General features: G+C 49.3%; 16 protein-coding genes and 1 tRNA gene. 12 read left to right on the top strand and 5 right to left on the bottom strand.

The features are described 5' to 3' along the window. From crcB to NBZ79_RS13735, 7 genes are all read left to right on the top strand, one after another. A complete protein-coding gene (gene crcB, locus NBZ79_RS13765) occupies positions 1-381 on the top strand; it encodes a fluoride efflux transporter CrcB (protein ID WP_251933054.1) in 381 nt (126 codons plus the stop codon). After that, positions 378-1,376, top strand: a complete 999-nt coding sequence (locus NBZ79_RS13760) for an RluA family pseudouridine synthase (RefSeq protein ID WP_251933053.1) — start codon at positions 378-380, stop codon at positions 1,374-1,376. The genes crcB and NBZ79_RS13760 overlap by 4 nt, the downstream gene beginning before the upstream one ends. Before the next feature lie 382 nt (positions 1,377-1,758). Further along, the gene (leuA, locus tag NBZ79_RS13755) at positions 1,759-3,429 is read left to right on the top strand and encodes a 2-isopropylmalate synthase (protein ID WP_251933052.1); all 1,671 of its coding nucleotides are present in this window, start codon (positions 1,759-1,761) and stop codon (positions 3,427-3,429) included. Between the two features lie 50 nt (positions 3,430-3,479). Next, complete coding sequence (locus NBZ79_RS13750) at positions 3,480-4,154, top strand: HAD-IA family hydrolase (RefSeq protein ID WP_251933050.1); 675 nt, start codon at positions 3,480-3,482, stop codon at positions 4,152-4,154. 83 nt (positions 4,155-4,237) lie between these two features. Beyond that, positions 4,238-4,939 carry an ATP12 family chaperone protein gene (locus NBZ79_RS13745; protein ID WP_251933049.1) on the top strand — a complete coding sequence of 234 codons (702 nt, stop codon included), beginning with the start codon at positions 4,238-4,240 and terminating at the stop codon, positions 4,937-4,939. Between the two features lie 9 nt (positions 4,940-4,948). Next, on the top strand, positions 4,949-6,481 hold the full coding sequence (locus tag NBZ79_RS13740; protein ID WP_251933048.1) for an acyl-CoA carboxylase subunit beta: 1,533 nt from the start codon (positions 4,949-4,951) through the stop codon (positions 6,479-6,481). Positions 6,482-6,504: 23 nt separating this feature from the next. Further along, positions 6,505-8,472, top strand: coding sequence for an acetyl-CoA carboxylase biotin carboxylase subunit (locus tag NBZ79_RS13735; RefSeq protein WP_256470223.1), 1,968 nt, complete (start codon positions 6,505-6,507; stop codon positions 8,470-8,472). A gap of 11 nt (positions 8,473-8,483) precedes the next feature. Here the strand turns inward: NBZ79_RS13735 and lipB are convergent, their stop codons facing one another. Beyond that, the gene (lipB, locus tag NBZ79_RS13725) at positions 8,484-9,140 is read right to left on the bottom strand and encodes a lipoyl(octanoyl) transferase LipB (RefSeq protein ID WP_251933046.1); all 657 of its coding nucleotides are present in this window, start codon (positions 9,138-9,140) and stop codon (positions 8,484-8,486) included. A gap of 141 nt (positions 9,141-9,281) precedes the next feature. Between lipB and NBZ79_RS13720 the strand changes: the two genes are divergently transcribed. After that, positions 9,282-9,530 (top strand): FliM/FliN family flagellar motor switch protein, encoded by a 249-nt coding sequence (locus NBZ79_RS13720; RefSeq protein ID WP_251933045.1) that lies wholly within the window; start codon positions 9,282-9,284, stop codon positions 9,528-9,530. A gap of 67 nt (positions 9,531-9,597) precedes the next feature. After that, positions 9,598-9,684 (top strand) — tRNA-Leu (locus NBZ79_RS13715). Positions 9,685-9,806: 122 nt separating this feature from the next. Here NBZ79_RS13715 and NBZ79_RS13710 read toward each other — a convergent pair. Further along, a complete protein-coding gene (locus NBZ79_RS13710; RefSeq protein WP_251933044.1) occupies positions 9,807-10,235 on the bottom strand; it encodes a nuclear transport factor 2 family protein in 429 nt (142 codons plus the stop codon). 223 nt (positions 10,236-10,458) lie between these two features. Further along, positions 10,459-10,995 (bottom strand): winged helix-turn-helix transcriptional regulator, encoded by a 537-nt coding sequence (locus tag NBZ79_RS13705; RefSeq protein WP_251933043.1) that lies wholly within the window; start codon positions 10,993-10,995, stop codon positions 10,459-10,461. 40 nt (positions 10,996-11,035) lie between these two features. Between NBZ79_RS13705 and NBZ79_RS13700 the strand changes: the two genes are divergently transcribed. Further along, positions 11,036-11,413: a VOC family protein gene (locus tag NBZ79_RS13700; protein ID WP_251933042.1), complete on the top strand. Its 378-nt coding sequence runs from the start codon at positions 11,036-11,038 to the stop codon at positions 11,411-11,413. 102 nt (positions 11,414-11,515) lie between these two features. On the opposite strand, the gene NBZ79_RS13695 is transcribed toward NBZ79_RS13700, so the two are convergent. Then, entirely contained in the window at positions 11,516-11,971 is a 456-nt protein-coding gene (locus NBZ79_RS13695; protein ID WP_251933040.1) for a VOC family protein, read from the bottom strand. 67 nt (positions 11,972-12,038) lie between these two features. Here NBZ79_RS13695 and NBZ79_RS13690 point away from each other — a divergent pair, with 67 nt between their 5' ends. Next, the gene (locus NBZ79_RS13690) at positions 12,039-12,632 is read left to right on the top strand and encodes a TetR/AcrR family transcriptional regulator (protein ID WP_251933039.1); all 594 of its coding nucleotides are present in this window, start codon (positions 12,039-12,041) and stop codon (positions 12,630-12,632) included. A gap of 27 nt (positions 12,633-12,659) precedes the next feature. Here NBZ79_RS13690 and NBZ79_RS13685 read toward each other — a convergent pair whose 3' ends face one another. Further along, a complete protein-coding gene (locus NBZ79_RS13685) occupies positions 12,660-13,040 on the bottom strand; it encodes a tautomerase family protein (protein WP_251933037.1) in 381 nt (126 codons plus the stop codon). A gap of 95 nt (positions 13,041-13,135) precedes the next feature. Between NBZ79_RS13685 and NBZ79_RS13680 the strand changes: the two genes are divergently transcribed. Beyond that, positions 13,136-13,993, top strand: coding sequence for a LysR substrate-binding domain-containing protein (locus tag NBZ79_RS13680; RefSeq protein WP_251933035.1), 858 nt, complete (start codon positions 13,136-13,138; stop codon positions 13,991-13,993). The last annotated feature ends 10 nt before the right edge of the window (positions 13,994-14,003 follow it).

The following is a 14,003-nucleotide window of genomic DNA, read 5'->3' as shown; positions in this document are numbered from 1 at the left end:
ATGAATATGTTTTTATCAGTCGCTCTTGGTGGGGCACTCGGGGCATGTGCCCGTTACGGCGTTGCGCAAATCATGCTGCGATATCTGGGTCCGGGATATCCTTATGGCACATTGTTTGTCAATGTATTCGGATCGTTACTGATGGGGATACTGATTGAGCTTATGGTTTTGCGCTGGTCGCCATCACCGGAACTTCGAGTATTCCTGATCACGGGCCTATTGGGAGCCTTTACCACTTTTTCAGCTTTTTCCCTGGACGTCGCGCTCCTGATAGAAAAGGGCGCCACCCTGTCGGCGGCTGGATATATTCTGTTGTCAGTCATTTTATCTGTTGCGGGCTTATTTGCCGGCCTTCATTTAGTCAGGTTGGTTGTTTCATGAGCCGCGTACAGCATTTAATCGTATCTCAAGGCGAAGCGAATTTGCGGGTTGACCGATGGTTCAAGGCCCATTTCCCTGGTATGACACATGGTCAGCTTGAAAAGCATTTACGCAAAGGCGACATCCGCGTCGATAAAAAGCGCGCCAAGGCAAATCAGCGGCTCGAAGAGGGGCAAACGGTCCGCATCCCCCCGCTGGATGACAGTGTCTATAAGCCAATGACGGGGAGCTCGGCCTCCAGGTCCCGCGATACAACATTGTCTGATCGGGATATTGCGGATATCCGTAAGATGGTATTGCATATGGATGATAAAGTCATTGTCCTCAATAAACCCGCAGGTATTCCGGTGCAGGGCGGCAGCGGGCAAAACCGGCATATTGATGGATTACTCGCCGGGTTGCAGTATGACTACGAGGAGAAACCACGGCTCGTTCACCGATTGGACAAGGATACATCAGGTGTTCTGGTTATTGGCCGGACACGCTTGGCGGCGAAATTTTTAACGGAAGCTTTCAGGAACCGTTCAACCCGGAAAATTTACTGGGCGTTGGTAGCCGGCGTGCCGCGGCCACATGAAGCGACAATTTCCTTCAATTTGCGAAAAATCGTCACGGCGAATGGCGAAAAGGTTGTCGTAGACCGGGAGGGTCAGAAAGCCGTGACGGATTATTCCGTCATCGCTGTTGCCGGACAGACGGCCTCATGGCTGGCGCTAAAGCCGGTCACAGGCCGTACACATCAGCTGCGGGTGCATTGTGTGGCCATTGAGACCCCGATCGTTGGTGACGGCAAGTATGGCGGCTCTGAGGCGTTTCTGGACGGGGCGGTGAGTAAGAAAATGCACCTTCATGCGCGTGAAATCACAATAAGCCATCCGGACGGGGGAGAGTTGAGCATAACGGCCCCCCTTAGTCAGCATATGGCGGAAACCTGGAAGCTTCTCGATTTCCATGAGAATGATTATGAAGATCCTTTTCTGGCGCATGGTCTGTAAAAACAAAACTAGCGGAAAACATGCTTTAAGCTTGACTAATAGAGTGTAATGGATAAATTTTCACCCATGATAAATACAAGACGACTTATTGGCCTGCGACTTATTGGCCCGGCACTCTAAAATGGTGCCGGGGCGAACGAAGTCCTATTCCCTAATTTGTCAGGCAGTTTTATGTATTTAACCAAGATCTTCGGGTCGATCATTTCAAGAAATTTTAGCAGCGTAACGCAGGAAGATTTGTGCCGTACTTCCGGGAGGCTCTCTCGACTTCCAGGCGGTCGCAGAATTTGAGTAGCCTCCTGCGACCGTAATTGAGCTGCATGAAACAACAAATGAAGAATTAGGCGCTTGCAGTGCCTGTAAGAGACAAAAGGAAATTGAAATGACATTTACACCTGGCGATAAATATAAAACGTTCGCCCCAATCGACCTGCCAGACCGGCAATGGCCTTCTGTGGTGATCGACAAAGCGCCCATCTGGTGCAGCGTAGACTTACGCGACGGCAATCAGGCGCTGATCGAACCCATGGGGCACGAAAGAAAACTGCGCATGTTCCGCCATTTGGTGGAGCTTGGCTTTAAGGAAATCGAAGTTGGGTTTCCCTCCGCATCGCAAACCGACTTTGATTTTGTACGATTCCTGATTGACGAAGGGGAAATCCCTGAGGACGTCAAAATTCAGGTTTTGACACAAGCACGTGAAGAGTTAATTCGCCGTACTTTCGATAGTATTCGAGGGTCAAAACAAGCGATTGTCCATCTGTATAATTCGACATCAACCTTGCAGCGACGAGTGGTTTTCGATCTGGATAAAGTTGGTATCAAGCAAATTGCCATTGAAGGCACGAAATTAGTGCGTCAGCTTGCAGATGAAATGCCGGAAACCCATGTGCAGATGGAATATTCTCCCGAAAGTTTTACACAGACCGAGATGGATTATGCCTGTGAGGTCTGTACAGCCGTGATGAATATCTGGAAGCCGACGGAAGATAATAAGATAATCTTCAACCTCCCTGCGACGGTGGAAGTGGCCAGTGCCAATATTTATGCGGATCAGATTGAATGGATGCATCGGAACTTACCAGATCGGCATCTGATTTTATTGAGCTTACATCCTCATAATGACCGCGGTACCGGTGTTGCGGCTGCAGAATTTGGTATCATGGCGGGCGCTGACCGTGTTGAAGGCACATTGTTTGGGAATGGTGAGCGGACCGGAAACGTAGACGTGGTCAATATTGCCATGAATATGTATACACAAGGTGTTGACCCAAAACTGGATTTCAGCAATATCAATGAAGTTGTCCGAACAGTTGAATATTGTAACCAGCTGCCGGTTCATCCACGTCACCCTTATGGGGGTGATCTGGTCTTCACCGCTTTTTCCGGATCCCATCAGGATGCTATTAAGAAAGGATTTTCTGCTCTTAAGAAATCCAATAGTGAGCTTTGGGAAATTCCTTATCTGCCCATTGATCCTGCAGATCTGGGACGGAACTATGATGCGGTTATCCGGGTGAATAGCCAATCAGGAAAGGGCGGTGTTGCGTATCTTCTGGAAGAGGATTATGGCATCGAGTTGCCGAAGCTTTTGCAGGTAGAATTGAGCAAAGTCGTTCAAGGTATAGCAGACGCTACAGGAAAGGAATTATCCTCGGCGTCAATTTTTGAAGTCTTTGAAAGTGAGTATCTCAATGCAGCGGGTGATGTGGAGTTTGTTGATCATCAGACGACTATTGATCCAAAAGCACCGGAACGACGTAAATTGACGGCGACAATCAAGCATGCGGGAGCCGAAACGGTGGTCGAGGGAGTGGGAACAGGCCCGATAGATGCTTATATGTCAGCATTGACTGATAAATATAACCTGGATCTTAAGGTCAACGATTATCGTGAGCATACCACGGGGTTCGGTGCGGATGCCGTTGCTGTTGCCTATGTAGAAATGCGTGGAGGTGATGGTGAGCCGGTTTTTGGCGTGGGGCGCCATGCCAATATTGTTACCGCTTCTCTCAGGGCGATCACCAGTGCGGTTAATCGCGCAGCGACTTAAATCTATAGTCGGCGGTCTTGTATCGCCGACTTTTTTTCTGGAATTTACTGATGGCGGAAAAATCTTCCGAAACACTTGTGGTCTTTGATTGTGACGGAACCCTCGTCGATAGTCAGCATAATGTAGTCGCGAGCATGAGGGAGGCATTCCAGACTCAGGGATTGTCGTCACCGGACGAGCAATCTATCCGTAACTGCATTGGCTTGAACCTCGATGAAGCCGTTCTTCAGTATCTGCCAGACCCTTCGGATACCAAACTGCTGGCTGTGTTGGTCGATGCCTATAAAGCAGCTTATTTCAGACGCCGCCAACTCCCCGATCATGACGAGCCGCTGTTTCGCGGCACTGTGGAAACCCTAAGGGCGTTGCATCGACGTGGCGTCAAGATGGCGGTGGCCACCGGAAAATCCATGCGCGGCCTGAAGGCAGTTGTTCATCAGCATGGTCTTGAAGGTTTCTTCGTGTCGCTGCAGACACCTGATCAAAATCCAGGCAAGCCACATCCGCAGATGCTGGAAAAAGCAATGCGGGATGCGGGGGCAGAGCCGGCAAACACCTTTATGGTTGGCGATACCAGCTACGATATGATGCTGGCCCGGAATGCAGGATGTATCGCAGTAGGTGTTTCCTGGGGGTATCACAACGATCAGGAGCTTCAGGAAAGTGGTGCCAAATATTTGATCCATGATTTTGAAGAATTGATCAACCTTGTTTTGCCGTTGTAAAGCTCAGTGATTGCTTGCATTTTTCGAGAGAGCCGTTATAAAACCTAACGACTGTTAGGTTTGGATTGAGTGCAGACTGAAAAATGAAACGTTTTTATGAAAATGTGACCGTGGGTAAGGAGGAGGCGGGATACTCGGTTCTCCTTGATGAGCGGCCAATAAAAACACCGGCAAAATCCCTTGTATCTTTGCCAACAAAGGCATTGGCCGAGGCCATTGCCGAGGAATGGCTCGCCCAGAAAGAAACAGTAGAACCGGCATCCATGCCGTTGATGCAAGCGGCCGCGACAGCAATTGACCGAGTGACAACGCAGCGGCAAAAAGTCATTGAAGATATTGTCGCTTATGGCGGAACGGATCTGATTTGTTATCGTGCAGCCTATCCGGAAAGCCTGATTGTAAAGCAATCCGCAGCTTGGGATCCGTTGCTTGTCTGGGTAAAATCGCGACATGGGGCACAGTTGAATACGACGAACTCGATCGCCCATATCGCGCAAGATGAAAGCCAATTGGCAAAGCTGGCGGCGGTCGTAAATGCACAAGAAGACATGACGCTTGCGCCACTCTATAATATTACAGCGCTTTGCGGATCCTTGGTTATTAGTTTGGCGGTACTGGATGGTCATTTGTCAGCTAGTGAAGCGTTTGACATAAGCGAGTTGGACGAAACGCATACCATGGAAAATTGGGGTGCAGATGAAGAGGCGTTAATCCGCCGTAAAAATAATAAAAAAAGCCTAATGGCAAGCACGCGCTTTTTGGCGTTAAGCGGTATTTTAGTCTAAGGAGGGATTATGCAGGACATTATTCAGCAGCTGGAGGAAAAGCGCGCGAAAGCCCGGCTGGGTGGCGGGCAGCATCGAATAGAATCGCAGCATAGCAAAGGTAAACTGACAGCCAGAGAGCGGATCCTGCTCCTTCTTGATGAAAATTCCTTTGAAGAATGGGATATGTTCGTCGAGCATCGCTGTACCGAGTTTGGAATGGAAAATGAAGCGGTTATTGGTGACGGCGTCGTTACCGGCCATGGCACCGTTAATGGTAAGCTTGTGTTTGTGTTCAGTCAGGACTTCACGGTGTTTGGCGGCTCACTTTCCGAATATCATGCCAAGAAAATCTGCAAGGTCATGGACAAGGCGGTTCAAGTCGGAGCCCCGGTGATCGGGATCAATGATTCCGGCGGAGCCCGGATCCAGGAAGGGATCGACAGTCTGGCGGGATATGCCGAGGTTTTCCAGCGCAACGTTATGGCGTCGGGTGTGGTCCCGCAGATCTCGGTTATCATGGGCCCCTGTGCCGGTGGTGCTGTGTACTCGCCAGCGATGACTGATTTTATCTTTATGGTTCGGGATAGTTCCTACATGTTCGTGACAGGCCCGGACGTGGTGAAAACGGTGACGAACGAAACGGTCACGGCCGAGGAATTGGGCGGAGCAGGGACCCATACCAGCAAATCGTCGGTTGCAGATAATGCCTATGACAATGATGTTGAAGTTCTCAATGAAGTCCGCCGGCTGGTGGATTTTCTCCCTTCCAGTAATCTGGAAACGTCACCGGTTCGCAAAAGTTTCGACGATCCGGATCGCCGTGAAGCCTCATTGGATACCCTGATCCCCAGCAATGCCAATAAGCCCTACGACATGATGGAATTGGTCGAAAAACTGGTAGATGAAGGTGATTTCTTCGAAATCCAGCCTGATTTCGCTAAAAATATCATCACTGGTTTTGGGCGTATGGAAGGACAAACTGTTGGTATCGTCGCTAACCAGCCCATGGTTCTTGCGGGCTGCCTCGATATTGACAGCTCGCGCAAAGCTGCTCGATTTGTCCGCTTTTGTGACTGTTTCAACATTCCCATCGTCACGTTGGTTGATGTTCCCGGCTTTCTTCCCGGAACATCGCAGGAATATGGTGGCATTATCAAACATGGGGCAAAATTGCTTTATGCCTACGCCGAGGCAACGGTACCGAAAGTTACCGTGATTACCCGAAAAGCCTATGGCGGTGCTTATGACGTGATGTCATCAAAGCATTTGCGTGGCGATGTCAATTACGCCTGGCCATCAGCTGAAATTGCGGTGATGGGTTCGAAAGGTGCTGTTGAGATTATTTTTCGCTCCGAGATAGGGGATGAGGAAAAAATCCAGAAACGTACCGACGAATATCAGGAACGCTTCGCCAATCCTTTTATCGCAGGTAACCGCGGATTTATTGATGATGTGATCATGCCCAATAACACACGGCATCGTGTTGCCTCGTCGCTTAGAATGCTGAAAAACAAACAACTTGAAAATCCGTGGAAAAAACACGGCAACATTCCGCTTTAGGTCTGTAAGGAAAAGGAAAAAAAATGTTCAAAAAAATCCTTATCGCCAATCGCGGTGAAATCGCTTGCCGGGTTATACGTTCGGCGCAGGAAATGGGTATTAAAACCGTTGCTGTCTATTCAGAAGCAGATGACGGGGCGGTTCATATGCGAAATGCCGATGAAGCAGTGCATATCGGGCCGGCCGCGGCGGCCGAAAGTTATCTGATTATCGACAAGATCATTGATGCCTGTAAGCAGACGGGGGCGGAAGCTGTCCATCCAGGCTATGGGTTTTTGTCTGAAAATCAGGCGTTTGCCGATGCGCTGGATGAAGCAGGAATTGCCTTTATCGGACCAGGCCAGAAGGCCATCGCTTCCATGGGTGACAAGATAGCTTCCAAGAAGCTCGCACTGGAAGCCGGTGTCAGCACGGTCCCGGGTCATATGGATCTGATTGAAGATGCCGATCACGCAGTCAAGATTTCAGGTGAAATCGGATACCCTGTGATGATCAAGGCGTCCGCCGGCGGTGGTGGTAAGGGCATGCGCGTTGCCTATGATGACGATGAAGCCCGAGAAGGATTCCAATCGGCAAAAAATGAAGCCATAAGCAGCTTTGGCGACGACCGGATCTTTATCGAGAAATTTGTTGTAGATCCGCGTCATATTGAAATTCAGGTTCTTGCGGACAAGCATGGCAATTGCATCTATTTGGGAGAGCGTGAATGCTCGATCCAGCGGCGCCATCAAAAGGTTATCGAAGAAGCCCCGAGCCCATTTCTGGATGAGGATCTGCGCAAAGCCATGGGCGAGCAGGCTGTCGCACTGGCCCGTGAGGTGGATTATCATTCTGCTGGAACGGTGGAGTTTATCGTTGGAGCAGACCGGAGTTTCTATTTCCTGGAAATGAATACGCGGCTGCAGGTTGAACATCCGGTAACCGAGCTAATCACCGGCGTCGATCTGGTCGAGCAAATGATCCGCATAGCCTATGGGGAAAAATTGGATCTACAGCAAGATGACGTGACCCTGACAGGGTGGGCTGTCGAAAGCCGGCTCTATGCAGAGGACCCGTATCGGGGATTCCTGCCTTCAATCGGTCGCTTGCGCCGCTATACCATACCCAAAGGAGAAAATGTCCGGGTAGATACGGGGGTAACGGAAGGCTCCGAAATCACCATGTTCTATGACCCGATGATTGCCAAGTTGGTGACATATGGTGCTAATCGGGAAGACGCCATTGAAGAAATGGGGCGTGCCCTGGATGCCTATGAGGTCAAGGGAATCGCGCATAATGTCAATTTCCTGAACGCCGTTTGTAATCACCCGCGTTTTAAAGCCGGTAACCTGACTACTGGATTTATTGCCGAAGAATATCCCGAGGGATTTGTAGGCGTAGAACTGGATACGGAAACGTATGAGAAGCTGGCAGCACTGGCTGTTCTGGTGCAGCTGCGTCATGCGAGTAGAAAGAAGAAAAAGCTGGCGGAGCGCGCCGGTGAGGACTGGATCGTCAGTGAAGGCAAAGAAAAATCGCTGGCAGTTCATGTCGAGGATATAAAAGGTGGCATTGATGTCGAAATTGACGGCACCGTCATTGCCGTTCGCAGTAAATGGAAACCGGGTAAGCGATTTGTTAAGGCCGAGATTAACGGCCGCAAGATAATTGCCCAGCTTGAACTATCCCGCGGGATAGTGCAGCTGACACATGGGGGAGCCATTCTGGATTTTTCAGTCCAGCGGCCTGCCATCGCCGAGCTTGCGAAGCTAATGCCAGTTAAAGTCGCGCCGGATATGTCCAAATATCTGCTGTGTCCCATGCCAGGCATGATTGTCTCCGTGCATGTGGATGAAGGAGAGGAAATCAAAGCAGGTCAAACGCTGGCCGTTGTAGAAGCCATGAAAATGGAAAATATCCTTAGGGCAGAGAACGATGGCGTGGTCTCGAAGGTATCTGCCAGCGCTGGTGATACATTGGCCGTGGATGACATTATTCTTGAATTTGAATAGATAGCAGGGGTTTAAGGGGCAATTGTTCCCTTTGCCCCGGCTTCAAGAAAAATATTCTCAAAACTATTGCGAAGCTCAATGTCGAACTCCGGCATGCTAACCGGTATTCCAAGATCGACAAGGGACGTTACGCCGTGCTCCGAAATACCGCAAGGGACGATCCCACTGTAATGGGTGAGATCAGGGTCAACATTGACGGAAATTCCGTGAAAACTGACCCAGCGCCGAACACGAACGCCAATGGCGGCAATCTTGTCTTCGCGAAAACCACGGTCGACCCAGACACCAACCCGGCCGTCTCTTTTCTCGCCCTTAATTTGATATTGAGCCAGAACATCGACAATCCAGTCTTCCATATCCTGGACGAACGCCCGCACATCTGCATTTCGCTTTTTCAAATCCAGCATTACATAGACAACGCGCTGGCCTGGTCCATGGTAAGTATATTGCCCGCCGCGACCCGCGCTATAGACGGGAAATCGATCCGGCATGATCAAGTCGGCACTATCGGCGCTGGTGCCGGCTGTATATAGCGGCGGATGTTCAACAAGCCAGATAAGTTCTTTTGCATTACCTTCACGAATATCTTTAACCCTTTGTTCCATAAATCGGATTGCTTCTTCATAGGGCACGGCCTTATCCGCTATTGTCCATTCGATATCATGCATGGCTGAGTTATAGCAGATACATTCAAAACAACAACATCGGTGCATATCGAAATACGGAATCGCAGGCCTTTCTTAAGGGCTTGTTAACCCTGATTGCGCATACTATGCGTCATAAGTAACCAACCGGTATGTGGAAACGTGATGGACGACAAAGCAATTGAGGGCGTGGATGTGGAAATCTCAGTGGTACTGGGAAAAGCTGTTATGCCTATTCATCAGCTTCTGAAAATGGGGCGCGGAGCCGTCATCGAACTGGATGCCGGCGCAGATGACGATGCGGTCGTTCTCGCAAATAATAAGCCTATCGCTTATGGCGAAATCATTATTGTCGATGACAATATCGGGATTTCGATCACTGATAATGTGAAAAACAATACCCAGGAATTTTAATTCGACCAAATAACGAATTCAGTTGTTGCACGTCGGGCAAACATTTGTTATTCCCGTGCACCATTGTGCGGCCGTGGCGGAATTGGTAGACGCGCAGCGTTGAGGTCGCTGTCCGGTAACACGGGTGGAAGTTCGAGTCTTCTCGGCCGCACCAACCTACAAATCAGTTTCAATTGACTCTGCTCAGATTGCTATCTGGGGCGGGTCTGGTTGTGTTTTGGTCAAGCCAAGCTTTCTTGTACCAAAGCTAGTGCTTTGGAATTTCCGCGTACCGGTTCAGTTTTTCAAAGATGGATAAGCGGAGCCTTCTTCTTGCGAATTTGCAGCCGCGGAAGCGTGACGATGAACCCACTTCCAGCCTGCATTCGTCGCGATAAGTGAAACCGTCCAACGAAGCGGTACTATGGCAGTACCGTCGTTGATTTTTAGATGTATGTTTAGTGCAATGGCTACGATTGCAGCATTGCCGTGAATTGCAATGTCTTTCCAGGCCCATTCGAATCGTGAGGCTGTCGCATCACGGAAATTTCGCTCGAAGACAGCTGCGACAGCTTCTCTACCAGAACAAAGCTCATCAGAACCAGTTCCTATAAGCGAGATGCCTTGCCCCTCAACGAATATGGCCATCAGTCTGTTAAGGTCTTTTGCGCAATATGCTTTGGCATATTCTTCCAAAGTATCCAGTATAAGATCTTCTTCAGTCAAATTGAGCTCCTCCCTGATGCAGTAATACCAATTCAATTGTGTCGATTTACAGTATATCGAGCAAGCATTTGTTATTTGAATACAGCAAACTACAGATTAAGCTCATTCAATTGATCAGATTGCTACGATGAGGCAAGCATGATCGTCCTTCGGTCATGCCAAGTTTCGTTGTATTTACGCCGGCGATATGGAACGGTGACCTCATTGTAATCAAGAATTACGGCTATCGGCCGAAATTAATGGCCCTGTTTATTCTGACGCCGACGCTGGACACTTGATATGTTGGTCTTAATGGCCGTTTTGTTGAGTCAACATCACGCAGAAGCCAATCCCGCCCGTGAAGCTGAAATAAAGATTGGGATAATGCTCTGTCCGTAATCGGAAAAAGCTTTGATTTTATTTCAGTGAAGTATTGCGGCTTTCCAGTCACCGCAAGAACAGGAACAGTCCATGATTTTCGAATTATATCAGAGTCAGCGCAGTCAGGGTCGGCCTCTACAATTCTTCTGGCGATCTTTGCGACCTCTATCCCCTTTAACGTCAAACGATATTCCGGACGGAGAGGGTGCCCATGACCAGGATTTCGTTCCAGCAGCTTCAACTGGGTCAAATGGTCGAGACTGGCGGTAAAGGCAGTCCGGCTGGCGTTGGAGGCTGAAAGGAGCGGAGCCTGTCGACCCGGCACTCCCGCATCCATCAGAGCCAATATGTTCAGCGACCAGGCACGTGAAGTTATCTTGACAAGAGTATTTATGTCCATAAAGTATAGTTACTATATTTTTACGCGAAAGGAAAGTTTTATGCCTATTGTCTCGTTGGAGAATACAATCACTATTGCTATGTCCGTTCGAGATCGTCATCTTAGTGCCAATTGGTATTGTGATATGCTCGGCTTTACTCTCCTTCATCACATAGATGATGCAGGATGGAGCGAACTGCAAACCAAGACAGCCGGCGTGACTTTAGGGCTCGGTGAGCAGGCGGAACCCACACCGGGCAATTCGGTTCCTGTCTTTGGGGTTTTAGATATCGACACCGCGCGTAGGGACCTTGAAACGGCAGGTGTGAAATTTGACGGTGATACGGAAACTGTCGAGGGCATGGTTAGCATTGCGACCTTTTACGATCCTGACGGCAATGCATTGATGCTTGCACAAGACTTGTCCCAAGATGGGTAAGGGGTCGTTTCCTATGTTGAACCCGCAGGTAGGGTGCAATTGACTACGGATTCAGCCGAATCCGCTTTATACTGACTGAAATCTTGCAAATAGACTGCAACTTTACCCCTGCAAGGCCGCAGTCCAGCGGTCTTGCATCTCTTTTGGCGACACCTCGGTCTTTTTCATCGAGATTATCCAGGTATGTCCAAAAGGATCAACCAGCGTGCCGCTCCGATCACCGAAGAATTGATCTTTCATCGGACGCAGTTCTGTGCATCCCTGTTCGATGGCTTGTGCAAACAGGGGATCTGCATCTTCGACATAGATTTGGAATTTTATGGGAGAGCCGCCAAGTGTTTCCGGGCTAATGGCGCCGAAGTCAGCATATTCATCTGACATCATCAATGTCACACCGCCAATGACCAGTTCGGCATGCCCGATTCGACCATCCATCGGATCGACAAGCGAAAATACTTCCTTTGCAGAGAAGGCTTTAACATAGAAATCTATGGCCTCTCTTGCGCCCTTTACGGTCATGTAGGGAGATAAACTAAGTGTGTTGTTCGACTGGGACATGCTTTTCCTCCTTGCTATTATTAATTACATTACGTATCGTTTTATAATGAGTAAAGGTAAATCACACTTGGCTGGAGCTAAAGTTGGCCGTCCGCGAAGCAAAAAAGCGTATCTTGCCATTTTGAAAGCCGCGCGGGAGATAATTGAAGAGGCCGGAACGCATCGATTAACGATTGAGGGCGTTGCCCGCCGGGCAGGGGTTGGAAAGCCGACCATATATCGATATTGGTCAAATGCTCAGGAACTTGCCATAGCAACATTTATGAATCCGGAAGTATCCAATCTACCGGAAACGTCCACCAACCCCGGTATCTCGGATTTACGAAATCTAATTCAGCAAACCGTTCAACGCCTCAACTCAAAGCAGGGCCGCCAGATGGCTTTTATGCTAGCAGGCGCCGAAACGGATAGTGAATTGTTTAAGGCATTCAGAAACAGGATGATCTTGGATACCCGGGAGAAAGGTACGCTCATTCTTGAAAGCGCAAAAATACGCGGTGAGATTCGTTCCGATGTTGATGTTGGACTTTGTCTCGATATGATTTTGGGCATGATTGTCTTGCGGCTCCTTATCGCTCATACCGAGTTGGGGGAAGATCTGGTAGACGACGTGATCAGTATGGTGTTGAAAGGCATCCTTCCCGGCGCATCTGATACATGAGTCTGTTAAAACCCGGCCCGTTTGATTTCATCTCGCAAACTGTGCGATGCCGTTTCCCACTGACCAGTTCTCCTTCGGCAAATCATATATGTTTATAAAGACATCCTCGGGGCGAATGCCGGGTTTCTTGCCAAGTAATTCCACAATTTTTGCGAAAAGCACCTTCTTTTGATCTACGCTGCGTGTGTCAAACACAGTAATCTGGATGTAAAGGAGGTCATCACTTCTTGTGACATCAAAGGCGCCGCCGTAGCGAAAATTGGCGGCATCATGCTCGGTGATAGTCATGAACTGGTCGTCTTCAGGCACATCAAGTGCTGTACGTAATGCTTGATAGAGACTGTCGAAAACTGCTTTCCGATAGGTCTCCGGTTTTCCTTTACGCAGCTGGATTTGGGCGATTGGCATGGCAATCCTTTCAAGTTAGGTGTTGGCTTACGGTTGAGAAATAAAGTATCATTACAAAATGAAATGTCTTTTTATATTTGTAATAATATTTGGTAATGATTGATCGGCCTTTGGATCTTGATGCAGTACGTGCATTTATCTTAATTGTTGAGCTGGGTAGTTTTACGCTTGCAGCGGAAGCCACAGAGACAACGCAGGCTGCGGTCAGCTTGAAACTGAAAAGGCTTGAGGAGCGCTTGGACTGCCGTCTGGTCGAGCGAACGCCGCGTCATGTACAGCTTTCTGCACAAGGGGCTGCCTTCCTGGAGCATGCCCGTGAGCTATTGAAAGTACATGATCGAGCATTTTCCGTTTTTACCGAGCAGCAGGAACGCTTGGTCATTGGTATCAGTGATCATGTTGCTGGACCTGAACTTCCCGCACTCATTGCACGTATGAACCAACAGGATCGCCAGTTATTGATCGAGGTCCGGATCGGATCTTCCAGTGATCTTCTTCGAAGCTTCGACCGCAGGGAACTTGATGCTGTGATTGCCCGCTTCGATGCAGGCCGAGATGACGGAAAAATAATCGCCACTGAAAAATTCGGCTGGTTCGCAGCGGAAGGTTGGCAACATAGGACTGGAGATCCGCTTCCTGTTGCCACAATGCCCGAGCCATGCGGAGTGCGCCGACTGGCAGAAAAATACCTCGACGAGGCGGGCATTCCCTGGACGGAAGTATTTGTGGGCGGTGGAGTGATGGCTGTTTCCGCAGCTGTTATGGCCAAGCTCGGAGTTGCTGCGTTAGCGCGCCGGATGCTACCGCTAGGCGCAAACGACGTCGGCATTAGGCTTGGACTTCCCGAACTCCCAAGCCTGCCAATTCTTCTGCATACAAGGGTTAGGGATGGCAGGTCCCATACAGCGCTAAGCGAATTATCGGTCGCATTTAAAGGCGCAGTACGCGACTAGCCAATGACAC

The organism is Sneathiella marina (genome assembly GCF_023746535.1).
Classification (GTDB): domain Bacteria; phylum Pseudomonadota; class Alphaproteobacteria; order Sneathiellales; family Sneathiellaceae; genus Sneathiella; species Sneathiella marina.
The sequence above is the reverse complement of the archived record's forward strand: the minus strand, read 5'-3'. Positions and strand labels throughout refer to the sequence as shown.